At 41.8% G+C, this 24,126-nt stretch carries 25 protein-coding genes; 3 read left to right on the top strand and 22 right to left on the bottom strand.

Features of this window, described 5'->3' with window-relative positions; translation table 11 throughout:
* Window positions 1–12 precede the first annotated feature (12 nt).
* The 7 genes from nqrE to CYCPU_RS0102645 all read right to left on the bottom strand — a co-directional run bounded on the left by nqrE (window position 13) and on the right by CYCPU_RS0102645 (window position 6,507).
* Window positions 13–621 carry an NADH:ubiquinone reductase (Na(+)-transporting) subunit E gene (gene nqrE, locus CYCPU_RS0102675; RefSeq protein WP_015005339.1) on the bottom strand — a complete coding sequence of 203 codons (609 nt, stop codon included), beginning with the start codon at window positions 619–621 and terminating at the stop codon, window positions 13–15.
* Window positions 621–1,283 (bottom strand): NADH:ubiquinone reductase (Na(+)-transporting) subunit D, encoded by a 663-nt coding sequence (locus CYCPU_RS0102670; protein ID WP_015005338.1) that lies wholly within the window; start codon window positions 1,281–1,283, stop codon window positions 621–623. The genes nqrE and CYCPU_RS0102670 overlap by 1 nt, the downstream gene beginning before the upstream one ends.
* 2 nt (window positions 1,284–1,285) lie before the next feature.
* Window positions 1,286–2,107 (bottom strand): Na(+)-translocating NADH-quinone reductase subunit C, encoded by an 822-nt coding sequence (locus CYCPU_RS0102665; protein WP_015005337.1) that lies wholly within the window; start codon window positions 2,105–2,107, stop codon window positions 1,286–1,288.
* The gene (locus tag CYCPU_RS0102660; RefSeq protein ID WP_015005336.1) at window positions 2,100–3,305 is read right to left on the bottom strand and encodes an NADH:ubiquinone reductase (Na(+)-transporting) subunit B; all 1,206 of its coding nucleotides are present in this window, start codon (window positions 3,303–3,305) and stop codon (window positions 2,100–2,102) included. The genes CYCPU_RS0102665 and CYCPU_RS0102660 overlap by 8 nt, the downstream gene beginning before the upstream one ends.
* Complete coding sequence (locus CYCPU_RS0102655; RefSeq protein WP_020161858.1) at window positions 3,305–4,648, bottom strand: Na(+)-translocating NADH-quinone reductase subunit A; 1,344 nt, start codon at window positions 4,646–4,648, stop codon at window positions 3,305–3,307. Before CYCPU_RS0102655 ends, CYCPU_RS0102660 begins: the two co-directional genes overlap by 1 nt.
* A gap of 166 nt (window positions 4,649–4,814) precedes the next feature.
* Complete coding sequence (locus CYCPU_RS0102650; RefSeq protein WP_020161857.1) at window positions 4,815–5,588, bottom strand: ABC transporter permease; 774 nt, start codon at window positions 5,586–5,588, stop codon at window positions 4,815–4,817.
* Complete coding sequence (locus tag CYCPU_RS0102645; RefSeq protein WP_016389823.1) at window positions 5,581–6,507, bottom strand: ABC transporter ATP-binding protein; 927 nt, start codon at window positions 6,505–6,507, stop codon at window positions 5,581–5,583. The genes CYCPU_RS0102650 and CYCPU_RS0102645 overlap by 8 nt, the downstream gene beginning before the upstream one ends.
* A gap of 122 nt (window positions 6,508–6,629) precedes the next feature.
* On the opposite strand from CYCPU_RS0102645, the gene CYCPU_RS0102640 reads away from it, so the two are divergent.
* From CYCPU_RS0102640 to CYCPU_RS0102630, 3 genes are all read left to right on the top strand, one after another.
* Window positions 6,630–8,897: an NADP-dependent malic enzyme gene (locus CYCPU_RS0102640; protein ID WP_020161856.1), complete on the top strand. Its 2,268-nt coding sequence runs from the start codon at window positions 6,630–6,632 to the stop codon at window positions 8,895–8,897.
* Between the two features lie 96 nt (window positions 8,898–8,993).
* A complete protein-coding gene (locus CYCPU_RS0102635) occupies window positions 8,994–9,233 on the top strand; it encodes a hypothetical protein (protein WP_015005331.1) in 240 nt (79 codons plus the stop codon).
* Between the two features lie 118 nt (window positions 9,234–9,351).
* Window positions 9,352–9,954, top strand: a complete 603-nt coding sequence (locus CYCPU_RS0102630; protein ID WP_015005330.1) for a BamJ family beta-barrel-assembly machinery protein — start codon at window positions 9,352–9,354, stop codon at window positions 9,952–9,954.
* Window positions 9,955–10,019: 65 nt separating this feature from the next.
* Here the strand turns inward: CYCPU_RS0102630 and fabB are convergent, their stop codons facing one another.
* The 15 genes from fabB to CYCPU_RS0102545 form a co-directional block, all read right to left on the bottom strand.
* Window positions 10,020–11,237 (bottom strand): beta-ketoacyl-ACP synthase I, encoded by a 1,218-nt coding sequence (gene fabB, locus CYCPU_RS0102625; RefSeq protein WP_020161855.1) that lies wholly within the window; start codon window positions 11,235–11,237, stop codon window positions 10,020–10,022.
* A gap of 12 nt (window positions 11,238–11,249) precedes the next feature.
* A complete protein-coding gene (fabA, locus tag CYCPU_RS0102620; protein WP_026362564.1) occupies window positions 11,250–11,765 on the bottom strand; it encodes a 3-hydroxyacyl-[acyl-carrier-protein] dehydratase FabA in 516 nt (171 codons plus the stop codon).
* 93 nt (window positions 11,766–11,858) lie between these two features.
* Window positions 11,859–13,160: a hypothetical protein gene (locus tag CYCPU_RS0102615; RefSeq protein ID WP_020161854.1), complete on the bottom strand. Its 1,302-nt coding sequence runs from the start codon at window positions 13,158–13,160 to the stop codon at window positions 11,859–11,861.
* Between the two features lie 6 nt (window positions 13,161–13,166).
* Entirely contained in the window at window positions 13,167–14,126 is a 960-nt protein-coding gene (locus CYCPU_RS0102610; RefSeq protein WP_020161853.1) for a ketopantoate reductase family protein, read from the bottom strand.
* A gap of 19 nt (window positions 14,127–14,145) precedes the next feature.
* Complete coding sequence (locus CYCPU_RS0102605; protein ID WP_020161852.1) at window positions 14,146–14,976, bottom strand: alpha/beta fold hydrolase; 831 nt, start codon at window positions 14,974–14,976, stop codon at window positions 14,146–14,148.
* Window positions 14,977–14,985: 9 nt separating this feature from the next.
* On the bottom strand, window positions 14,986–16,017 hold the full coding sequence (locus CYCPU_RS0102600) for an LLM class flavin-dependent oxidoreductase (protein WP_016389824.1): 1,032 nt from the start codon (window positions 16,015–16,017) through the stop codon (window positions 14,986–14,988).
* 159 nt (window positions 16,018–16,176) lie between these two features.
* Window positions 16,177–16,368, bottom strand: a complete 192-nt coding sequence (locus CYCPU_RS0102590; RefSeq protein WP_015005322.1) for a 2-hydroxymuconate tautomerase — start codon at window positions 16,366–16,368, stop codon at window positions 16,177–16,179.
* A 13-nt stretch (window positions 16,369–16,381) separates the two neighbouring features.
* Window positions 16,382–17,173, bottom strand: a complete 792-nt coding sequence (gene dmpH / locus CYCPU_RS0102585) for a 2-oxo-3-hexenedioate decarboxylase (RefSeq protein WP_015005321.1) — start codon at window positions 17,171–17,173, stop codon at window positions 16,382–16,384.
* 11 nt (window positions 17,174–17,184) lie between these two features.
* Entirely contained in the window at window positions 17,185–18,207 is a 1,023-nt protein-coding gene (dmpG, locus tag CYCPU_RS0102580) for a 4-hydroxy-2-oxovalerate aldolase (protein ID WP_016389825.1), read from the bottom strand.
* Between the two features lie 10 nt (window positions 18,208–18,217).
* Complete coding sequence (locus CYCPU_RS0102575; RefSeq protein WP_016389826.1) at window positions 18,218–19,123, bottom strand: acetaldehyde dehydrogenase (acetylating); 906 nt, start codon at window positions 19,121–19,123, stop codon at window positions 18,218–18,220.
* A 25-nt stretch (window positions 19,124–19,148) separates the two neighbouring features.
* Window positions 19,149–19,934, bottom strand: coding sequence for a 2-oxopent-4-enoate hydratase (dmpE, locus tag CYCPU_RS0102570; protein ID WP_015005318.1), 786 nt, complete (start codon window positions 19,932–19,934; stop codon window positions 19,149–19,151).
* A 9-nt stretch (window positions 19,935–19,943) separates the two neighbouring features.
* Window positions 19,944–21,395, bottom strand: coding sequence for a 2-hydroxymuconic semialdehyde dehydrogenase (locus CYCPU_RS0102565; protein ID WP_016389827.1), 1,452 nt, complete (start codon window positions 21,393–21,395; stop codon window positions 19,944–19,946).
* Between the two features lie 34 nt (window positions 21,396–21,429).
* A complete protein-coding gene (locus CYCPU_RS0102560; RefSeq protein WP_015005316.1) occupies window positions 21,430–21,861 on the bottom strand; it encodes a GlcG/HbpS family heme-binding protein in 432 nt (143 codons plus the stop codon).
* Window positions 21,862–21,865: 4 nt separating this feature from the next.
* A complete protein-coding gene (locus CYCPU_RS0102555) occupies window positions 21,866–22,786 on the bottom strand; it encodes a catechol 2,3-dioxygenase (RefSeq protein WP_016389828.1) in 921 nt (306 codons plus the stop codon).
* Window positions 22,787–23,126: 340 nt separating this feature from the next.
* Window positions 23,127–24,071 (bottom strand): catechol 2,3-dioxygenase, encoded by a 945-nt coding sequence (locus CYCPU_RS0102545; RefSeq protein ID WP_020161849.1) that lies wholly within the window; start codon window positions 24,069–24,071, stop codon window positions 23,127–23,129.
* Window positions 24,072–24,126 lie beyond the last annotated feature (55 nt).

The following is a 24,126-nucleotide window of genomic DNA, read 5'->3' as shown; positions in this document are numbered from 1 at the left end:
CTGAGTTCCTAATTACAGTTGAATACCAGAGAATGCCATAAAGCCCATCGCCATTAAGCCTGCTGTGATAAAGGTAATCCCTAATCCACGTAAGCCATCAGGTACATCTGAATATTTTAGCTTTTCTCTTATTCCTGCAATGGCTGTAATCGCTAGTGCCCAGCCTAAGCCACTGCCAAAGCCAAAGACTAAACTTTCGCCTAAATTATAATCTCGCTCTACCATAAACAATGAACCACCTAGAATCGCACAGTTCACGGTAATTAACGGCAAAAACACACCCAGTGCGTTATAGAGTGCTGGTGCAAACTTATCCATCGCCATTTCAAGAATTTGAACGACCGCCGCAATAACGCCAATATAAACAATTAATCCTAAAAAGTTTAAATCAACTTCTGGTAGCCCTAACCACTCAAGCGCACCTTCTTTAAGTAAACCTTGGTATAAAATGTTATTCAGTGGCATTGTTAACGTTTGCACCAAAATCACGGCAACACCTAAACCCATGGCGGTAGAAACCTTCTTAGAAACAGCTAAGAACGTACACATCCCAAGGAAGAAAGATAACGCTAAGTTTTCTACGAAAACCGCTTTAACAAATAAACTTATATAAGCTTCCATTACGCAACCTCCGTTCCGTTAACTTCTTTGATTTTAAATTCCGCCTTTTCAACTTGTGCAGGACGTAATGAACGAACACCCCAGATCATTAAACCTATGATAAAAAATGCACTCGGTGGTAATAACATTAAACCATTAGGTACGTACCAACCCCCATCATTTACAGTTGATAGGATTTCTATACCAAACAATTTTCCTGAGCCCAAGAGCTCACGAAATGTACCTACAAACATTAGAACAAGCGAATACCCCAGACCATTTCCTATACCATCTAAAAAACTAAGTCCTGGTGGGTTTTTCATTGCAAATGCTTCTGCACGTCCCATCACAATACAGTTAGTAATAATCAACCCAACAAATACAGACAGCTGCTTACTTAAATCATAAACATAGGCTTTCAACACTTGGTCAACAACAATAACCAGCGATGCAATAATCGTCATTTGAACAATAATACGGATTGCACTAGGAACATGATTACGAATCATACTAATTGATAGATTCGAAAACGCTGTCACTGATGTCAGGGCTAATGACATAACGAGTGCCGTCCCCAGGTTTGTTGTTACAGCTAGCGCTGAACAAACCCCTAAAACCTGTAAGCCGATAGGGTTATTATCAACTAATGGGTCTAATATAATTTTTTGAGTTTCTTTATTCATCGTTACGCTCCATTCTCTTGAACTTTATTCAGGTATTGTTGATACCCTTCAGCGCCCATCCAATATTTCAGCATATTACTCACACCACGACTTGTTAATGTTGCTCCCGCTAAACCATCAACTTGATATTCCGCTTTAGGTGCACTCGGAACAACCGTTCCCTTAATGACTTTAATTGCAACATCACCCTCTGGTCCGTAGATTTTCTTTCCATCCCATATTTTTTTCCATTTTGGGTTATCTACTTCCCCACCTAAACCAGGGGTTTCTGCGTGTTCGTAGTAGCTTAAACCAACAATGGTCTGGCCATCATTTTCTACCGCAAGGAAACCGTACAAGGTTGACCATAAACCATAACCATTGATTGGAAGAATTAGCTGCTTCACAGCATCACCTTCTTTCACTTGATAAACCGGCATATATTTCGGACGCATCCTGATATTAGCAAGGTCATCTGACTTAGGTATTGTTACATTCAAGTTTGGGTCTTTAGCTGCTCGTCTTACATCGTATGTTGCCGGATCCATATCGGTGACATACTCACCCGTTGATAAATCAACAAGCTTAATATCAATTTTTGAAAAAGCCGCTTCGATATCATCGCCTTGCTCATACAAACCCGCTACTTGAAGAATATTTTTCTTCTTATCTAGCTCTTTATTAAGTTCTTGTAGTGGTTTAAGTGCAACAGCTGAAATCGACACAAAAACTGCACATACTAGGCACACTAAAGTCGCCATGATGAACGTTTTAAGCGTACTATCGTTTGATAACGCGAGGAAGTTCATTTTGCCCACTGGCTTCGCTTCATTTTCATTAGGCATTTCTTTTCTCCCTTCTTTTGATGTTTGACTGAACAACAAAATAATCAATCAATGGTGCAAACATATTGGCAAACAATATGGCCAACATCATTCCCTCTGGGAAAGCAGGGTTTACCACACGAATTAAAACCACCATCAGACCAATTAATAGACCATACACCCATCGACCCGTGTTTGTCATCGCCGCACTCACAGGGTCCGTTGCCATATAGATGGCACCAAATGCAAAACCACCTAATACAGCATGCCAGTACCAAGGTGTTGCAAACATAGGGTTTGTGTCACTACCAATTAAATTAAGCATAGTACTGGTGACTATCATGCCAGCTAAGACGCCTAACATAATGCGATACGAAGCAATTCGGGTATATAACAAAAAGCTCGCCCCAATTAAACACGCAAGTGTTGAGGTTTCACCCATTGAGCCTTGCACCGTTCCTAAGAACGCATCCATCCAAGTAATTCCTGAGGTCGTTACTGCTGTAATACCACCCGCAGCAGCCATGCCTAAAGCCGTCGCACCGCTAAACCCATCAACAGCCGTCCAAATAGCATCACCTGACATTTGAGCTGGATAAGCAAAAAACAAAAACGCACGTGCTGTTAACGCGGGGTTCAAGAAGTTTTTACCTGTACCACCAAACACTTCCTTACCAACAACAACACCAAATGAAATACCAATAGCTACCTGCCAAAGAGGAATTGTGGCCGGCAAAATCAGCGAAAACAGCATTGATGTAACGAAAAACCCTTCGTTAACCTCATGCCCACGCACAATTGCAAATAAGACTTCCCAAATACCGCCTACTAATACGGTAACAACATAAATGGGTATATAGTACATGGCACCATGTACCATGTTTGCCACAAGACTGTCTGGGTTATAGCCGACCGCATTTGTTACAAACCCACGCCATGAATCTAACGATGTCATGTTTAACTCAGCCATCGCCATGTTCGCCATATGGCCGGTATTCCACATTGCCATCAACACACAAGGTAACGCCGCGATGAATACATACGTCATGATACGCTTTAAATCAATAGCATCTCTTACATGCGTTGTGCCTGCGGTTACATCTTTAGGCGTATATAAAAAGGTATCCACCATTTCATAAATCGCATAATACTTCTCTAGTGATCCGCCTTTAGCGAACTTAGGGTGTATTGAATCTAAATAATTCCTTAAACGAGACATTAACCCTCCTTCTCAATGTGTGCCAAATTAGCGCGTAGCGCCTTACCAAAATCATGCTTTCCTGAATCTACAAATGAGCATAACGCTAAATCTTCTTCGTCTAGTTCTAATGCGCCGAGTGATTCAGCTGCATCAACATCCATAACAACTAAGGCTCGAAGTAATTGTGTTGGCAAAATATCCAACGGCATCACGCCTTCATATACCCCAATAGGAACCATGGCACGTGGGCTACCGTGTGCTGATGTATCCATTGCCATTTTTTTCTTACGGTTAAAACTAGATAGCAGAGCATTTGTAAAAGAGAATTTCTCGCCTGCCGGGTTTAGCCACCCTAGCAGCTGACGCTCTCTTCCTTCTTGAAGTACTGACAACTGAACATGGTAACGACCTAAATAAGATGCCCAGTTATTCGCTTTTCTACCTGACAAAACAGAGCCCGAAATAATTCGCACATTACCCGTCTCAATTTCTTTTCTAACCAACTCTTCTGTATTTGCACCCAGTCTAGTTTTAATAAGACGCGGCTTAAGAACTTTGGGGCCGGCTAACGAAATGACCCGTTCAACGTTTAAAAGACCCGATGTAAATAATTTACCAATGGCAATCACATCTTGATAGCCAATGGTCCACGCAATTTTTTTCGAATGAACAGGGTCAATAAAATGTATATGTGTACCAGAAAGACCTGCTGGATGTGGTCCAGAAAACTCAGCGACTTCGACCACGTCGGGAACTGCTATGTCTGCGTCGACAGCCTTACTCACATACACCTTTCCTTCTGTCAGGCGAGAGACCACTGTTAAACCATCTTTAAATGCATCTGCATCTTCGGCAATAACAACACTTGGATCTGCCGCTAATGGATTAGTATCCATAACGGATACATGAATCGCTACAGGTCGAGTAGCTGGCGCAGGTACTTTACTGAATGGACGCGTTCTAAAAGCTGTCCATAAACCTGATTCTGTTAGGTTCTTAACAACATCTACCGCATCAAGGCTCGCTAATTTTTCAGACGAGTATTTGGTAAACTCAACCTGATCGTCACCGTCTAATTCAATAACAACCGTGCGTAACACACGTTTCGCACCTCGGTTAATGCTTTTGACAACCCCGCAACCAGGCGAAGTAAAACTAACACCTTCGGTTTTTTTATCGGTAAATAAAATCTGCCCCAGCTTGACACGATCACCTTCTTTAACCAGCATGGTAGGCTTCATATCTATGTAGTCTTCGCCAAAAACGGCAACACTGGAAACCTGATTACCCTCTGAAATAACTTGACTTGGCGCGCCTTTAATTGGCAGGTCCAAGCCTTCTTTGATCTTAAAGTAGTTCATTGATTAGGCTTCTTAATTGATTTAAGTTTGTTTGTTTAAGCAGACTGCACGTTTAATGTCGAGTAGCGACTATAACCCGCTGACCTGCCGTCAATACTTCTAGAAAAATTACTTATAAAACTTTTCGAATTCTATCCTATCGCACCGCATCATTCAATCTCGTTAACTAATTCCTTATACCAATTCCCTTAGAAAGTAGCCTTAAACTGACCCCCAACATAAAAACAATAAATGTCGCAATAACGATAAAGCCGTATAACAGCGGTATATCAGACTCGCCTAATATACTAAACCGAAATACATCGATCATGTAAAGTACTGGATTGAGTAATGATACGTTTTGCCAAAACGCTGGCAATAAGTCAATCGAATAAAACACCCCTCCCAAATATATCAAAGGCGTCAAAACAAACGTTGGCACAATTGAAATATCATCAAAGCTTTTTGCATAGGCTGCATTAATAAAGCCCGCCGCTGAAAACAACACCCCTGTTAACAAGAACACAACCACCATCATCACCGGGTGTGCAATATTTAAGTCTGTAAAAAACAAGGACACAATCGTCACCAAAACCCCCACGATCAGCCCTCTCAGCACCCCACCAGAAATATACCCTGTCAAAATAATCCAACCGGGAATAGGTGCAACCAACATTTCTTCAATATTATGCTGGAATTTTGAACTGTAGAAAGAGGAAACTACATTTGAATAGGCATTACTAATAACCGCCATTAAAATAAGCCCAGGGACAATAAAGTCCATATAATCATAGCCATTCATTGTCCCAATTCTTGAGCCAATTAAAGTACCAAAAATAAGAAAATAAAGCGTTGTAGTAATCACCGATGGCAATAAAGTTTGCACCCAAATACGTAGAAAACGTCTAACTTCCTTATACGTTATTGTTTCTAGCGCAACACAGTATTCTTTATTAAACATTATCCTTACCCTTCTTTACTAATAACTTAAGAAACAGCTGTTCTAGCCTGTTTGATTCATTACGAATACCCGATACTTTTATACCCAATTGAGTTAACTCATCAAATAAGGCGTGTATTCCCGACTCCTTGCGCACGCTAACCTGCCATGTCGTTTCATCCAAACGCTCTATTCTACAACCCGTTATTACTGGCAGCTCTTTTTCCGGTCGCTCAAGGCTCAATACAAAAACCTCTTCATCTGCTTTTTCCAGCAAACCCTTCATATCCATATTCTCAATCACATTACCTTTATTGATAATGGCAATATGCTTACACAGGCTTTCTGCTTCCTCTAGATAATGGGTGGTTAGAATTATCGTCGTTCCAGCAGCATTTATTTCCTTAAAAAAGCGCCACATTGACCGACGTATTTCAATATCAACACCAGCTGTAGGTTCGTCGAGTATTAGTAATTTCGGCTCATGCACCAATGCTCGCGCAATCATCAACCGCCGTTTCATACCGCCTGACAGCTCTCTTGCTGCTTCATTACGCTTATCCCAAAGCTCTAGCTGTTTTAGACAAATCTCAGCTCTTTCCAGCGCTTTTTTTCGAGGAATACCGTAATAGCCGGCCTGAGACACAACGATATCAAAGACATTTTCAAACTGATTAAAATTAAACTCTTGTGGCACTAAACCAAGACAGCGCTTCACCCCTTCCGGGTCAGTATCCAAATCATGCCCGTAGACTTTAACAGTACCTGATGTCTTATTAACCAACGAGGCCACAATGCCTATTGTGGTGGACTTGCCTGCGCCATTTGCACCTAATAGTGCAAAAAAATCTCCCTGCTTGACCTCTAAATTTATACCTTTAACCGCAAGAAAGTCGTTATCGTAACGCTTGTATAGCTGATTTATTTCAAGTGCATTCATATTTAAAACTTGTATTTGTAAAAATAAAACATCTAACTCGTAAGCCAAGTTAGCAATTAACCGCCTAGTTTAACGTATAATGACACTATCATTTCGACATCAACCAAACTATTACTTAAATTATGTCTGACAAGCCTATAAAGAACGCGCTGTATTATCACCAACATCCGAAGCCTGGAAAGATTGAAGTTACACCGACTAAAGCACTGAGTAACCAAACCGACCTTGCTTTGGCTTACAGCCCCGGCGTGGCAGAACCCTGTTTAGAAATAGCCAAAGACCCCTCTTCTGCCGCACTTTATACGGCACGAAGCAACCTAGTGGCGGTAATTACCAATGGTACTGCCGTCCTTGGCTTAGGGGATATAGGCCCACTGGCCTCAAAACCAGTTATGGAAGGCAAAGGCGTCCTGTTTAAGAAGTTTGGCGGCGTAGATGTCTTTGACATTGAAATCAATGAAAAAGACCCCGATAAATTTGTTGATATTGTGGCCAGCCTAGCACCCACCTTTGGCGGCATTAACCTTGAAGATATTAAAGCACCCGAATGTTTCTTCATCGAAAAAAAGCTTCGTGAAAAAATTGACATCCCTGTTTTCCACGATGACCAACATGGCACCGCCATTATCACAGCCGCTGCTATCCTTAACGGCTTAAAAGTAGCCAATAAAGACATTTCAACGGTTCGACTAGTTGCATCTGGAGCAGGTGCGGCCGGTATTGCATGCCTAGATATGCTTGTTGAAATGGGCCTCAAACGAGAAAACATTCTCGTCAGCGACAGTAAAGGGATTATCCATGACGGCAGAACTGAAGGAATGGATGATCGCAAACAACGCTACGCGACTAAAACTGACATCAGAACCTTAGCCGAAGCCACTGTCGGAGCAGATATTTTCCTAGGCGTATCACGTGCCGGCATGATGACTAAAGACATGGTCAAACAAATGGCCAAATCACCTATCATCTTCGCACTTGCTAACCCCACACCCGAAATACTACCCGAAGAGATTAAAGAAGTAAGGGATGACGCTATTATTGCAACTGGTCGCTCTGACTATCCAAATCAAGTGAATAATGTGCTGTGTTTCCCTTATATCTTTAGGGGCGCACTTGATGTTGGCGCAACTACCATTAACGAAGAAATGAAACTCGCGTGTATCCGCGCACTATCCAAGTTGGCACAAAAAGCAGTAAATGACGACAGTGATAGTTATGTTGGAAAGACCCCTGTTTTTGGACCCGAATACTTAATTCCTCGTCCTTTCGATCCTAATCTTATTATTGAAATACCATTAGCTGTTGCCAAAGCCGCTATGGAAAGTGGTGTTGCTACCAAACCAATTAAAGACTTTAATCATTACAGAGCCTCGCTTGAACGCTATGTTTATCGTTCAGGTATGGTCATGAAGCCTATTTTCGAGCAAGCCAAACTCACACCAAAGCGTGTCGTTTATGCCGAAGGGGAAAATGGAAGAGTACTTCGCGCCGTACAAGAGATCGTTAACTCGCAGTTAGCCTCGCCCATTCTTGTAGGTCGTAAAAAGGTCATTCTTGAACAAATTGATCGATTAGGCCTTGAAACATCAATACTAGATCAAGTTGAAATTATTGAACCAGACAACAACCCTTACTTTCGCGAATGTGTTGCCGAATACCATAAAGCAAAAGGGCGAAAAGGTGTTTCATTAACCTTAGCGCAAAATTATGTGCGGACAAAAACAACCGTCTTAGCCTCCTTACTTGTCAAGCTTGGCAAAGCTGACGCTATGATTTGTGGCATGGTTGGCAATTATCACCGACACCTTGGTCATATTACCGATATTTTAGATAAAGCAGACGGGGTAAAAAATGTAGCGGCACTGAGCGCCATTTCATTACAAAAAGGCGTTTTCTTCTTTTGCGACACAATGGTAAACAACAACCCAACTACTGATGAGCTAGTTGCCATGACATTGCAGTCTGCTAACCATGTTAAACGATTTGGCATCACCCCTAAAGCCGCCTTACTATCACATTCTAATTTTGGCAGCGCTAATGATGATGATGCAAAAAAAATGTCCAGCGCTGTTAGCATTCTTCATGAAAAACATCCTCAACTTGAAGTTGAAGGCGAAATTCAAGCCGATGCTGCGTTGCTTGAAAATTTAAGAAAAGGCGTGATAAACGACTCCAAACTTAACGGTGAAGCTAATTTATTTATCTTCCCTAATTTAGACGCCGCCAACATTTCATTTAACATGGTTCGCATCTTAAGTGACGGGGTAACCATTGGTCCTATTTTATTGGGCTTAGAAAAACCCGTACACGTTCTAAAGCCTTTTGCCTCTGTCAGGCGAATCCTGAACATGACCGCTTTATGCTCTGCAGAACAAGGTGAGGTTAGCTAATTTAAGCGATAAAACACCCGTAATGTGATTTCTTTCACATTACGGGTGTTGGTTTGTTAACTATAATTATTGCGTAAATTACTCTAAAATACTGATATGAACGTTAGCTCTATCAACCAAAACGCTCTCTTAGGCATTAACAACGGTCTTAATCAGGCAAGCAATGCAAGCCAGAAACTGGCCAGTAATGAGCAGTTAAGCGGCGAGCAATCTAGTCAAGAGACAGCCAAAGAGCTCCTCGCGTTACAACAAGCACAACAGCAAGTTCAAGTATCAACCCGAGTCGCACAAACAGCTGGCGATGTTATTGGCAGCATAATAGATATTAGAGCCTAACCCCCCCTTCAAAACACAACTAAAGCTCAGCATTAATTAAGGTGAATTCCCATCAGCTATAGTTTTGCGTCTATTTATTGTAGAATGGTCGTTTAACTTTACTTAATAGGACTGTATTTTGGAAACAGAAAAGCAAAAGCTTAGCTACACAATGGGCCAACAAATTGGTGGCGGTATCCGTCAAGATAAACTAGATGTTGAAACCGAATCCCTCGTTTTAGGTCTTACACACAGCTTAAATGGCGACCCTAGCCTTTTAAACCCTGCAGAAATGCAAGCAGTTATTGAAGCATTCCAAAAAGAAATGCAGGAAAAAGCTAACGAAGCAAAAAACAACAACGCTGATAAAAGCATTCAGTTCTTAAAAGACAACCTTGCAACTGAAGGGGTACAAGTTCTAGAAAGCGGCCTGCAATACATTGTTATCAATCAAGGCACAGGCGAAAAACCTCAAGCAACAGATACTGTTGAAGTGCATTATGAAGGCACCCTTATCAATGGCACTGTGTTTGACAGCTCTATTAAGCGTGGCGAGCCAGCTACATTTCCAGTAAATGGCGTTATCCCGGGTTGGCAAGAAGCACTACAACTGATGGAAGTTGGCACAAAATGGAAAGTTTTTATTCCTTCTGAGTTGGCTTACGGTGAACAAGGTGCAGGTGGTGCGATTGGACCAAATGAAACACTGATTTTTGAAATGGAATTGTTAGCGATTAAATAACACTAAGTTTCAAAGCAAAAAAAACCGGTCATTGACCGGTTTTTTTTGCTTCTATAACCTTAATGTTAGTCTTCGTAACGCTTTAGCACTAGGGTCGCATTTGTTCCACCAAAACCAAAGCTATTTGACATTACTGTATTCAACTCAACACCTGTCTGAGTTTCCATAACAATATTAGCCGTTTCAGCTGCCTCATCTAATTGGTCAATATTTGCTGAGGCTGTTATAAAGTTATCCTTCATCATCAATAAGCAGTAGATGGCCTCTTGCACACCCGCTGCCCCTAAAGAATGACCCGATAATGACTTCGTAGAACTGATCGGTGGTACCTTATCACCAAAAGCGGCTTTTACTGCTTTAAGCTCAGCCATGTCACCTACCGGTGTACTGGTGCCATGCGCATTAATATAATCGACAGGTGTATCGACATTCTCTAAGGCCATTTGCATACAACGCGTTGCACCCTCACCCGACGGAGCCACCATATCGTAACCATCTGAAGTAGCGCCGTAACCAACTAATTCAGCATATATTTTCGCACCTCTAGCCAATGCAACATCCAGGGCTTCTACCACTACTACACCACCACCACCAGCTATTACAAAACCATCACGGTCTGCATCATAGGCTCGTGAAGCAGTGTCGGGAGTATCATTTCTTTTTGTTGATAATGCGCCCATCGCATCAAACATCATTGTTAATGACCAATGCTCCTCTTCACCACCACCAGCAAAAACACGATCTTGTTTACCTAATTGAATAAGCTCCATAGCATTACCAATACAATGTGAACTGGTCGCGCAAGCAGAAGTTATCGAATAGTTAACGCCTTTAATCTTGTAGGGTGTAGACAGTCCTGCTGATACTGTGCTGCTCATCGTTCTTGGTACCATATAAGGCCCAACCCGACGAATACCTTTCGTATTCAATAAGTTAATAGCTTCATCAACATTCTTTGTAGACGCTCCACCAGAGCCCATGATAAGCCCAGTTTTAGGGTTTGATACTTCCTCTTCTGTCAAACCTGCATCATCAATCGCTTGCTGCATTGACACATAGGCGTAAGCAGCAGCGTCTCCCATAAAGCGTCGAGCCTTACGGTCTATTAATTCGTCTAGATTTATATCTGGCACACCAGCTACATGGCTTCGAAAACCTTTTTCTTTGTACGCTTCCCTATAGCTAATACCTGATTTCCCAGTTTTAAGCGAATCTGCAACAGTATCTACATCACTACCTAGTGATGAAACAATACCCATGCCTGTAATAACAACCCGTCTCATATTTAACCCTTTTTAGAAATTTTCAGTTGAAGTAAATAACCCTACACGCAAATCCTTTGCTTCATAAATTACTTTTCCGTCCACTTCCATCACCGCATCAGCAATACCCATCACTAATTTACGCATAATAACTCGTTTTAAATCAATTTTATAAGTCACTTTCTTGGCCGTTGGTAGTACTTGCCCCGTGAATTTTAACTCACCCACTCCTAACGCTCGGCCTCGTCCTAAGCCACCTTTCCAGCCTAAATAAAAGCCAACTAATTGCCACATTGCATCTAAACCAAGGCAACCAGGCATGACGGGGTCACCCGGAAAGTGGCATTCAAAAAACCACAGGTCGGGAGTAATATCTAACTCCGCAATAATTTGCCCTTTACCATTTGAACCGCCATCTTCTGTAATGGATATAACTCTATCGACCATTAACATATTTGGCATAGGAAGCTGTGCATTCCCAGGGCCAAATAGCTCCCCTCTTCCACAGCTCAATAATTCTTCTTTATTAAATGAATTCTGTTTCTTAATCTCTGTCAAAATACTGCTTCCTTAAAGTGTTATGGCCCATGATGGATTTACAATGTTATATGATACTTGTTATCAAGCAATTGAGCGAGCATCTTAAACACCAAGTAAGTAACCAGCCGCCATTAAAATTACGCAATCAAATAAATATAACTTTGACGCATACGCTATATTCCATTTGAAAATTTGCTGCCCTGACGCACCGTAGCGCCCATGTAGCGCAAGATTAATTCCAGATATTGGGCTTGCCGACACCCCAATCGCCCAAGCCATTAAAAACGTAATCGCCAGTAACGTTTGATTTGGCTCAATACTTATAATCCAATGCCCAATAACAGCGATACTGATAACCGGATGAACGCCCAAAATAGCTAATACAAACATCCATAGCAAAATAACGGATGCCACAAAACCATCGAAGTGCTGAAACGGAATAGCTATCGACAAGCCATCAAGGGCTGCCGCCAATCCTGAGCCAAACACACCTGCAATAAGAAATAGAAGCAGCTCATTTTTCATTTGCGGAAGCCTGTACACCCCATAATGAATGAAACCCATACCCCCTTTGCTTAACCCCTGCCTTAACAGCAAAACCACCAAGCTTAATAGTAAGGAGCACATTGCTATTAATATAAGCACACTAACCGCAGGAAAAGCATAATGAGCCAATGCTACTAATATAACCAAGCCAAGTGGCAGCCACAATGCTTCAAACCGTACTGGGTAACCAATAAACTCTTTGATACTCTCCTGTTTATTTGCCTTAGCTTCGAAAAATGTAATCAAAAATGCAAGCACGGCCAATCCAAAACCAACGCCCATCACAATGGGCAGCGAAGCTTCGGGCGTAAAAACTAACGCTGCTGCAAAAGCAGCAAAAAATGGCGACCAATGGGCGCCCGATGTAAACGCTCTCGTCAACAACTTCAGTTGATTCATTGATAGCTGCGCCTCTTTTACCATTCTATCTGCCACCAATAATACAGCTGATAGATTGATGACCGAGCCAAAGAAGTGAACACCTAGGTAAGTTCTAACAAAGGCTTTGACGCCTGTCGGTAAAGCCTTTGCTTTCTTATCAACGGGCAAGGCCACTAATTGTAAAAACTGCACCCCAATCAGCATTACAATCATTAACTGATTTGCTGAAAATGCTTTATCAATATGAGCTATTTCACCAGTTTTCCATGCCACCAACCAGCTCATGATGGCAAAAGTCGCAATGGTCAGGATGATCTTTTTTTGCTTACCCGCCAAATCAAAAAATAAAATAATGCCGGCAAGCCATGTAAACACGCCCTGAAGTCCTTCAATATTATTTGGAACCCAAGCATTAAAAACTGTTAACACAAAACTAAGTATTAATAACGGCCCTGCAGCCTTTATAAGATAAGACATTACAGTCTAAGAAGTTTCTACAGCAAGGCGTAATAACGTGGCGATAGTTCGGTTATATGGCGCATCTTTTCCCATCCTTTCACAGCCTTTAATGACAACGCCACAAATCTCTTCAATTTCTAACGGGCGACCCTTTTCACGGTCAACCAGCATGGAAGGCTTTATAGAATCAAACGTTGAAATCAATTCAAGCATATCTTCGAGATCTTCTTGAGATAACTCAACCCCGTTAGCTTTTGCTGCCAGTACTGATTCTTCCATTGCACCACGTATGAGTGGTAATAGACGTACATCAGGTGTTACCTGCCCGGTCTCTTTTTCTAACAAGGTACATATTGGGTTAAGACCATTATTAATAATTAACTTACGCCATAGTTCTTTATTAATATCTTTAGAGACCTCTGTTGGAATTTCTGCAGAGTTAAAGCAACGAGCTATCTCGTTTATTCTTTGCTCGGTTTTAGCACTGATTTTTTGATGATTGGGCCACAAACCTAAAATGACCTGCGCAGGGCCAATTGACTCAACCACACCTGGTTTAACAATATGCGCACCTATCCGGCGAGCAATACCACCCAAAACCAAACCAGCTGGCAATACTGAACTAAGCTGCTGTTCATTATCGACACCATTTTGCAAAGATAAAACATAGGGCAATTCACTTTTTGGATGCTTCTTTAACCAAGCATCAAGTTGACGCGCAAAGCCCGCTGTTTGCATACTTTTCAAGCACACAACAATAACATCAAGCTGTTCTGGTCGTGTTGTTTCAAACCATTTATCAAGACTAACGGCACTAACCTGTTGGTTAAACACTAACTCGGCGTGTTTAACTTCTAGACCCTGCCCTTGCATAGCCTGTAGGTGAGCGCCTCGAGCGACCAACGTAACACTCTCACCAGCCTGAATTAGCCTGGCGGCATAGTAACAACCTATACCGCCAGCACCTATAATTGCAAAGTTCACTTAATTTTCTTACCTAAGTTTATTGATCCGCTTCTGCAAAGAAATCTAATACCAACTTGTTAAACCGTGCATTTTGTTCTATTTGAGTCCAATGTCCACATTTTCCAAACATATGCAGTTGCGAGTTTGGCAATAATTCAAAAAAGGTCTTTGATGTAATAGGTGGAACCACAACATCTTCACGACCATGAACCATCAATGTTTCGTGTTGAATCTTCTTAATATCTTCAGGGTCACTAGCAAGCGCCTCAACCCAACGTTGACGAGGTGCAGGGAACATTTTACTAAATGACTCTTGGAACCCTGGCTGGATACTTGCCTTATAACGAAGTTCAGCTAACTCATCGGTCACTAAGCTTCGATCATAAGCAAATAAATCCATCATTTTACGCATATTTGCCACTGATGGCTCATAACCCCAAACCTCATCCAAGCCTGCTGTTAATTCAAATTCAACGCCGGCCGCGCCCATTAAAACAAGACGATTAACTCGTTCAGGGTGCTTAATTGCAAGCGCTATCGCTAAGCCGCCGCCAAATGAATTACCAACTAGATGTGCTTTCTCAATACCCAATGCATCCATTAGATCAACAGCATGTTGAACCCAATTATCCATTGTATATTCATAGTTTTCTAAACGTTCGGTAAAACCAAAACCCGCCATATCAGGGGCAATCACACGATAGTGCTCAGCCAATACAGGAATAACTAAACGCCAATTAGCCCAAGCCGTTACACCAGGTCCAGATCCATGAATCATAAATACTGGATACCCTTCACCTTCATCGTGGTAATTAGTTTTAAAGGCACCCGTTTGAATGCTGTTGGCAATTTCTGGATTGGAACTCATGATTATCTCCTAGATGTTATTTAATAAACCGAATTGTTGAGCCAACATTTTATAGGAGGCTATACGAGGTTTAAAGGAATGAGTCACATTAACAATCATTAATTCTTCAACATCGTATAACTCTGCAATTTGCTCTAAACGTGACTGACATTGCTCAGGTGTGCCGGTAACCATTGTTGCTAATGTTTCATCGTAGTACGCTTGATCAGAGAGGGATAACTGTTTCTTTTTATCCATCACCTCTTCAGGCGAGAAAAAGCTGTCAATCTTGCCATGACGAAAGGCCTGAACTTTCCAATATGTATGGCTACTTGCGATGAGCTCCGCCTCTTCTTTAGAGTCTGCACAAATAGACGCGACTGCAATAATTGCTTCTGCTTTGTCTAGACTACCACCTTGTTTAAATGCCTTGCGATAGCGTTGTATAATCTCTGGGGGTCTATCATGTGTTCCAATAAATAGCGCCAACACAAAACCTGCGCCTAACACACCCGCCATCTCAGCACTGCCATCACTCGAACCTAACATCCAAACTGGTGGTGCGCCCACATCGGTTGGTACCACAACGGCTTGACTATAAGGATGATCCTCAGGCAGATTGTTACTTAAATACCCTATCAAATCTTGCGTTTGACTAGGGTAGTATTCGGAGGGAACCGTTTGCCTTGGCGCTGAAATAGCAGCCGATGAAATTGGGTGTCCACCTGGCGCACGCCCTACTCCTAAATCAATACGGCCCGGATGAAATGCCTCCAACATTTTAAATGTTTCAGCCACCTTAAACGCACTGTAATGCGGCAACATGACTCCACCACTGCCCACTCTAATGCGTTTTGTAGCATGAGCGACATTATTCACCATCATTTCAGGACAAGGGCTTGCATAACCCGGGGTTGCATGGTGCTCTGCGACCCAATACCGGTGATAACCTACCTCATCGCATGCTTTTGCTAATTCAATGGTAGAAAATAATCCGCTAGATTCTGGCTGATTATCATGGACAGGAGATTGATCAAGAACGCTTAGTTTTATGTTTTTCATTATTTAAGGGGAAATTTAAAAAAGGCATTTATATTAAATGGATTTGTATTCTCTCGTCGATGACAGTTATCAAAAAATACAAAAAAGCCCTAAACAACTTTCATTGCTAGGGCTTTTAAGTGTTTTCAATAAAACCGATAACTTAAAACGTGTCGTCGCTTAACGACCTAACGATTTTGCAGTTTTACCACCAATTCCAAACTGTGTATTAGGTACTTCTTGAATTAATACGCGAACGTTTTGACGTGGCGCATCGACTGCTTCACAAAGCGCATCGGTTACCTTTTCAATAACTGCAGCTTTTTGCTCATCAGTTCGACCTTCCATCATATGAATATGTGCTATTGGCATTTACTTTCTCCCGTTAATCAACAAATCGCATTGTCACAGTGCCTAGATCTTGATAGCGCACTGAAACATTATCACCTGCTTTAACTGCAATAGCAGGAGTAATAGCCCCAGCCATAATAAACGTACCAGCAGGAATAACCTCTCCACGTTCCGCCAACAAATTAGCCAGCATTGCAACACTTGCTGCAGGGTGACCTAGAATAGCTGCACCAGCGCCTAACTCTACTACTTCACCATTGATCTCCATGACCACACCGATTGTTTTAAGATCCAAATCTTCAACCGGTAGCATACGACCCCCTGTTACAAAGCGTGATGAAGAAGAGTTATCAGCAATCACACTCTTAAGGTCAAATTTAAAGTCTTTATAACGTGAGTCAATAATTTCCACAGCTGGAACAATAAAATCTGTTGCTGACAAAACATCACCAATGTGGCAGCCTGGTCCACTTAATTCTTTTTTTGTTACAAACGCAACTTCTGCTTCTACTTTTGGGTGAATTAACTCAGAGATCTTAACTTCACCGCCATCAGGAATACTAAAATAATCAGCCAAAAAACCATAACAGGGTGTTTCTACTCCCATCTGGCGCATTTTTGCCATCGATGTTAAGCCCATTTTTAGACCAACAATCTTGTTACCTCGTGCTTCTTTTCGACGACGAATCTCCCACTGTACATCGAGTGCTTCATCCCAGGTGATTTCTGGATAATCATTTGTTATTTTTGTTACTTCTGTGCAGTTAAGCTCAGCATTTTCTAGGTGCTCTGCTAACTGTTCAATTGTTGCTTTATCTAAAGCCATAATAGTTCCTCTTACGCTGATTTCTTTTTAATCTCTAAGGCAACATCTTCGATCATGTCTTCTTGACCGCCTACTGCACCCATTTCACCTAATGCCATTAAGATTTCTCGTGCTGGCACGCCATGGTTTTTCTCTGCTCTTTTTGCATGAAGCAAAAATGATGAATAGACGCCTGCATAGCCTAACGTTAAAGAGTCTCTGTCAATACGTGTTGGTGTTGGCATTAACGGAAGTGCAATATCTTCAGCGACGTCCATAAGCTTATCGACATCAACACCAGTTTCAATGCCCATTCGATTACAAACCGCGACCATCACTTCAAGTGGTGTATTACCTGCACCTGCTCCAAAGCCTGCAACAGAACCATCAATACGAGTAGCCCCTGCTTCAATTGCCGCTAGTGAGTTTGAAATACCCATTGCCATGTTGTGATGACCATGAAAACCGATTTCGATATCATCGCTAAATTCCGCTCTTAATGCGGCAATTCGATCGGTTACATCATCTGGCAACAGGTAACCCGCTGAGTCGGTTGCATAAATGCAATTTGCACCGTAATCAACCATTTTTTTAGCTTGCTCTAACAATGCCTCAGGTGATGTCATATGCGCCATCATCAAAAAACCAACCGTATCTAAGCCATATTCACGTCCTTTTTGGATGTGCTGCTCAGAAACATCAGCTTCTGTACAGTGTGTGGCCACACGGATTGTTGAAATACCACAGTCAGCTGCCATCGCAAGATCATCGACCGTACCTAAACCAGGCAGTAACAATGCTGATATTTTGGCATTCTTCATTTTTGGTACAACTGCTTCAAGATATTCACGGTTCGAATGTTTTCCAAACCCGTAGTTTACTGAAGAGCCGCCTAAGCCATCTCCATGTGTTACTTCGATTAATGGCATTCCAGCTTCATCCAACGCAACAGCCATCCTAACCATATCGTCTAATGAGAACTGATGGCTGACTGAGTGCATACCATCACGTAACGCATTATCGTGTAACTTAATTTTTTTACCTTTTAAATTCATCACCAACCCCCTAAGCTAATTTGGTTAATGTCAGTGTGCCGTTTTCAATCTCTTCGGCAAACATTTCTGCTGTTCTTGTCCCAGCAGCCGTCATAATATCCAAATTACCGGCATACTTTGGAAGGTAATCTCCTAGCCCTTCAACCTCTAGAAATATACTAACTCTATGTCCATCAAAAATTGGTCCATTTTTTAACTTATAGCCTGGTACATATTTTTGCACTTCTTTAATCATTGCGTGAACTGATTCTGTAATTGCTTTTTGATCTGGTTCTTCTTCAGTTAAGCAATGAACAGTATCCCTCATAATTAAAGGTGGCTCTGCAGGGTTTAAAATAATAATCGCTTTGCCTTTCTTAGCACCACCAATTTCTTCAACGGCTCGGGCTGTCGTCCTTGTGAATTCATCAATATTTTTCCGTGTGCCCGGGCCTGCTGATTTTGATGCAACTGTTGCAACAATTTCACCGTACTCTACTGCCTGAACTTGGCTCACAGCAGCCACCATCGGTATCGTTGCTTGGCCACCACAGGTCACCATATTAACGTTCATTTCTTGCTCACCCACATGCTCTTTCAAGTTAACAGGTGGAACACAAAATGGGCCAATAGCTGCCGGCGTTAAATCAATCACTAACACGCCTTTTTCTTGCAATTTACGGTTATTTTCCCCGTGTACATATGCAGACGTTGCATCAAATGCAATTTGTATATTATCTTCTTCAATATGTGGAATTAAGCCATCTACACCTTCATGCGTGGTTTTTAGGCCTGCTTCTCGAGCTTTTAATAAACCCTCTGAGTCAGGATCAATACCTACCATCCACAGCGGGTTTAAATTTGGACTACGTTGTAGCTTAGCCATTAGGTCGGTGCCGATATTACCGGAACCAATCATTGCGCAATTTATTGCCATTTACTAATCTCCTAAAATTTTACGCTTAAACAAAGCGAACAGATGCTGAACCAATGCCGCCTACACTAACTCGCATAGAATCGCCTGCTTTAGCATCAACCATCATGCATAATGCGCCTGATAAAATAACTTCACCGGCTTTTAATGTTACGCCTAAGGCACCCATCGTATTAGCTAACCAAGTCATTGCATTAACAGGTGAACCAAGTGCTGCTGCTCCTGCACCTGTGTGCATTAATTCGCCATTTTTTTCGAGTGTTAAACCACATACGCTTAAATCTACTTTGCGTGGGTCAACGGCCGTTCCACCTAATACAAGATAACCACATGATGCATTATCAGCTACTGTATCTTGAATTTTAATTTTCCAATCCGTGATTCGTGAGTCAACAATTTCGAAACAAGGCATTACTGCTTCTGTCGCCGCCAAAATATCCGCATTGGTTAAGCCTGGCCCACACAAGTCTTTTTTTAGAACGAACGCTATCTCGCCTTCTGCTTTCGGCTGAATCATTTTTTCAGAGATAGGAATATCCTGTCCTTCTGACATCACCATGTCACTTAATAGGTAACCAAAATCAGGCTGGTTTACACCAAGCATATCCATCACAACTTTGCTGGTACAACCTACTTTTTTACCGACAACTTTTTCACCCGCGTCAAGACGACGTTGAATCATTTGATGTTGAATTTTATAGGCATCTTCAATCGTCACCTCTGGTGAACGCTCGGTAATCGGCGCAATTGTTTGTTGCGTAATAAGCGCCTCATACAGCTCATCGCCGTATTGAATTATTTTATCTTGATCCATTTTTATTCCTTATAGTTTTACACAAATATTGGTCAGCTCTGAATAGAACTCCAATGAATAATGGCCACCTTCACGGCCTGTTCCAGATTGCTTTGCACCACCGAAAGGTGTACGTAAATCTCTTAGGAACCAGCTATTAACCCAGCAAATACCCGTTTCCATTTGAGCGGCAACTCGGTGTGCGCGAGTAACATTTTCTGTCCAAACAGATGAAGCTAGACCATAAGGAGTATCGTTTGCTAACTCGATGGCTTCTGCTTCTGTATCAAATGGTGTGATGTGTGTACACGGGCCGAAGATTTCTTCTTGCACAACCTTAGCTGTTTCTGGCAACCCTGTCCAGATAGTTGGTTCTATCCAATAACCACCAGCTAAGTCTTCAGGCATGTCAGGAATACCACCACCTGTTACGACTGTTGCGCCTTCATCCACTGCCGCTTGATAGTAGCTCAATACTTTTTCACGGTGTGATTTACTAATTAATGGCCCCATATTGGTTTCGGGGTCTTCAGGTCGACCTAATTTAAGCGCTTCAGCGCCTTCTTTTAAACGTTGTACAAACTCGTCAAAAATTGGTCGTTCAACATATACTCGCTCTGTTCCGAGGCAAACCTGCCCACAGTTAGCAAATGCCGAGCGTAATGTTCCTTCAATCGCTTTATCCATGTCACAGTCAGCAAAAACAATGCCCGCATTTTTTCCACCGAGTTCTAGCGATGAATCGCGAACACCTACCGAAGCCGCAGCCGCAATACGCTCACCCGTTGCTGTTGAGCCTGTGAAAGTAATCGCATCTAGGCCTGGGTTCGTAATCAAGGCTTCACCCACTTCACGACCTTTGCCCAGAATAACGTTATAAACGCCTTTTGGCACCCCTGCCTCGTTCATTACCTCACCCAATAAAGTGGATGTTAATTGTGTTTCTTCAGAAGGCTTTACAATGACTGTATTACCACATGCTAACGCGGGAGCAATTTTCCATGTCATCAATAACAAAGGTAAGTTCCAAGGACCAATAACACCAATCACACCTTTAGGCTTATGAACTGTATAGTTTAGCGCGCCTGTACCGTCTGGTGTCGGCATGTGAAAAGCTTCATCCCCAACATTTTTAATCGTATCTGCAAAAATTTTAAAATTAGCAGCGCCTCGGGGAATATCAATATGACTCGCTAAGGAATAAGGCTTACCCGTATCTAAACACTCAGCCTCTAAAAATTCATCAAAACGCGCATTAATACCGTCGGCAATTTTATATAAAATATCCACACGATCTTGGATAGAGTAACCAGCCCAAGGCCCTTTTAGTGCTATGCGGGCAGCATCTACTGCTTCGCCAACTTGCTCTATGCTAGTTTTGTGATATTGGCAGACCAGTTCTCCTGTTGCTGGTGAATATATTTCACCAAAACCACCAGAACCAACAAACTCACCATTAATAAACCCTTTTATTTCTCTCATATTTTTTTAGAACCTTTACTAAATAATAATGTAATTAAACCAAGACATAATCAATCGCATCTACGCCAGCTTGCGCGCAAAGAATATCTTCTTCTTCTGAACCACCTGAGACACCAATCGCACCTATAACGTCTTCACCTTCAAAAATTGGCAAACCGCCACCAAAAGTCACTACATTCGGTCGCCCAGCTATGCCCGCTTGCAACTGGGTCTTACCTTGAAGCACTTCACCCCACTGCATTGTAGGAAACCCAAAGCCTGCAGCTGTGTACGCTTTATCCTTAGCAATTGTCATGGAGGGTAGAAACGACTTATTCATACGCAAAAATGCCATTTCTGACGCCCCGCGATCCACAACCGACACACAAATGTTAATGCCAATTTCTTTTGCTTTTTCGACTGCAGCTTGCACCGCAGTAAAAGCTGCTTCGGTGGAAATATTTTTAGTTACAATACTGCTAGACATAACACTAAGACGTAACGCCCATAAAACTCTCAACCAATTGACGAGAGTGATAGAAAATAGCCTGACCAATATTATCTGCTGTCCATGTTAAGACAGGGCTATCGGGATACACGTAGCTATCTTCAGCGAATACTTCGTTACGGTTACCCGATGGATCAAAGAAATAGATCGTTTGTCCTCGAGTTAAACCATGTCGTGTTGGGCCAGTTTCCAATGGAATATCTTCCATCGAAATAATATCACCTGCTTTTAATACGCCTTCCCAAGAACTTAGTAAAAATGAAGCATGGTGTAATTGACCTGATTTTTCAGAACGGATAAAGGCAACATCATGCGCCTTAGTGCTACACGTTAAAAATGCTGCCAGTTGAGTTTCACCATCAACTATTTGCTCAGTTAATTGGAAATCTAATGCTTCGGTAAAAAATTTAAAGTTTTCTTCAAAATTATTACCATACAATAAACAATGATCAAAACGAATGGGCTCCATTCCTTTCAAACCTCTTGGCCAAGGAGCAGGGTTAGTGGTTGGAAGACCGTTACCCACTTGTTCTTTTTCAGCATATAAATCAAAGGTATGACCAGCAGGCGCGACAAAGCGAACCCGTTCACCACAGCCCTTTAATTCGCCAGCAGGAATTCTTTTTGTTTCAATACCAAAGTTTTTAACATTAGACTCATAACGCCACAAATCTTGCTCTGTTGCGACTTTAAACGCCATGTGGTCCATACCTGAGCGATCTGAAGGCTCCAATACTAGCGAAAACTTATCTTGCTCATCCCAACATTTAAGATAGACACGACCCTGATCATCTCGGTCAGTTTCTATCAGACCAATATTTTCACAATAATGGTTTAGTGATTCTTCCATATCCAACACTCTTAGTTGGGTATGTCCTGGACGTAAAATACCTGTCATTGCCATGGTTAGCTCTCCTATCTCTATTAATTTTTTGAAATTACGTTGCACTATAACTATTTAATGCGATCAACACACTTTACCGCGATACAATTTTTTGTAAAAGCCCAATCACACATAATACCATATTGTTGGAAAGCTTCTAATACCATATTGCCTCACAACATCCTTTACCCCCTGTCATTCAAAGTTGATCATTATTAATTATGCTTTATTTAAATGATGACTTTTTAGCCCCTCAGTTTAAGGCCATTTCGTTGATTCAATTGGCTAAAAAAGCCACGCAAGTACCTTACGTGGCTTTTTTAGATGTATAACAAATCAACAATTCACATATCGTTTTTGCTTATGTATATACTGTTGTGAAGGTTTCATTCAAAACACCCGTATGGTAGAAAATACCACTGCCGATCTGGTCTTCGGTCCAAGTCGTCACTGGTCTATCGCGTTGCGCCAAGTAGCCTAAGCCTCCGAAGGTTTCGTTTCTATTTCCTGATGGGTCAAAGAAATAAATTGTGTAGCCTCTTGTTACCCCATGCCGTTGTGGTGTCACATCAATTTTCACTTTATTCTTACCCATAACATCGGCGGCCTTTAACACATCATCCCAACTATCCATATAGAAGGCGAGATGATGTAAACCATTAATAGGCCCACCAACAAAGGCAATATCATGCGGTGTATTACTAACCGATAACCATGTTGCCAATTGCTCATTGCCTTCAGGCCCAACCAAGATTTGCTCTACCAGATAAAAATCTAAAACATCGATCATGAATCTCGTATTTTCTTCAACCTTATTAACCCCGTTACCAAGGTCGAACTCACTCATTAGCAAGGCGTGATCTAGCCAATGTACGCCGGCTCCTTGCAAACCATCCGGCCAGGGTTCTGGGTTAACCGCACCTACCTCAGTACCAACATATTCTTTCTCGGCATATAGATACATTTCATGCCCACTAGGTATATTAAATTTTAATACGCGGCCAACAAATGGCAGCCCCCCTTCCGCAATATCCTCTACCACAACACCGTACTGAGTAATGCGCCTTTTAAACTCATCCAAATCCGCATTGCTTTCTACTTTATAGCCCAGGTTTATCACTCCTGCTATATCAGCCTCAGTCAAAATCACGGAATATTTATCCCACTCATCCCAACATTTCAAATAAACATTGCCTGCCGTATCTGTATGTACTACTTTCATACCAATTACATTTACGTAATGTTTTACAGACGCCTCCATATCCAAAACACGGATATTGATATGGCTTATTCTCATGACACCCATAATATCTCCTCTTCTTGATTTAAATCGCAAATAATTACCGACCTGATGGTGGCAA

The sequence above is a fragment of the Cycloclasticus pugetii PS-1 genome (assembly GCF_000384415.1).
Lineage (GTDB): Bacteria > Pseudomonadota > Gammaproteobacteria > Methylococcales > Cycloclasticaceae > Cycloclasticus > Cycloclasticus pugetii.
Note: the sequence above shows the minus strand (reverse complement) of the source record. Positions and strands in the feature narration are given on the sequence as shown.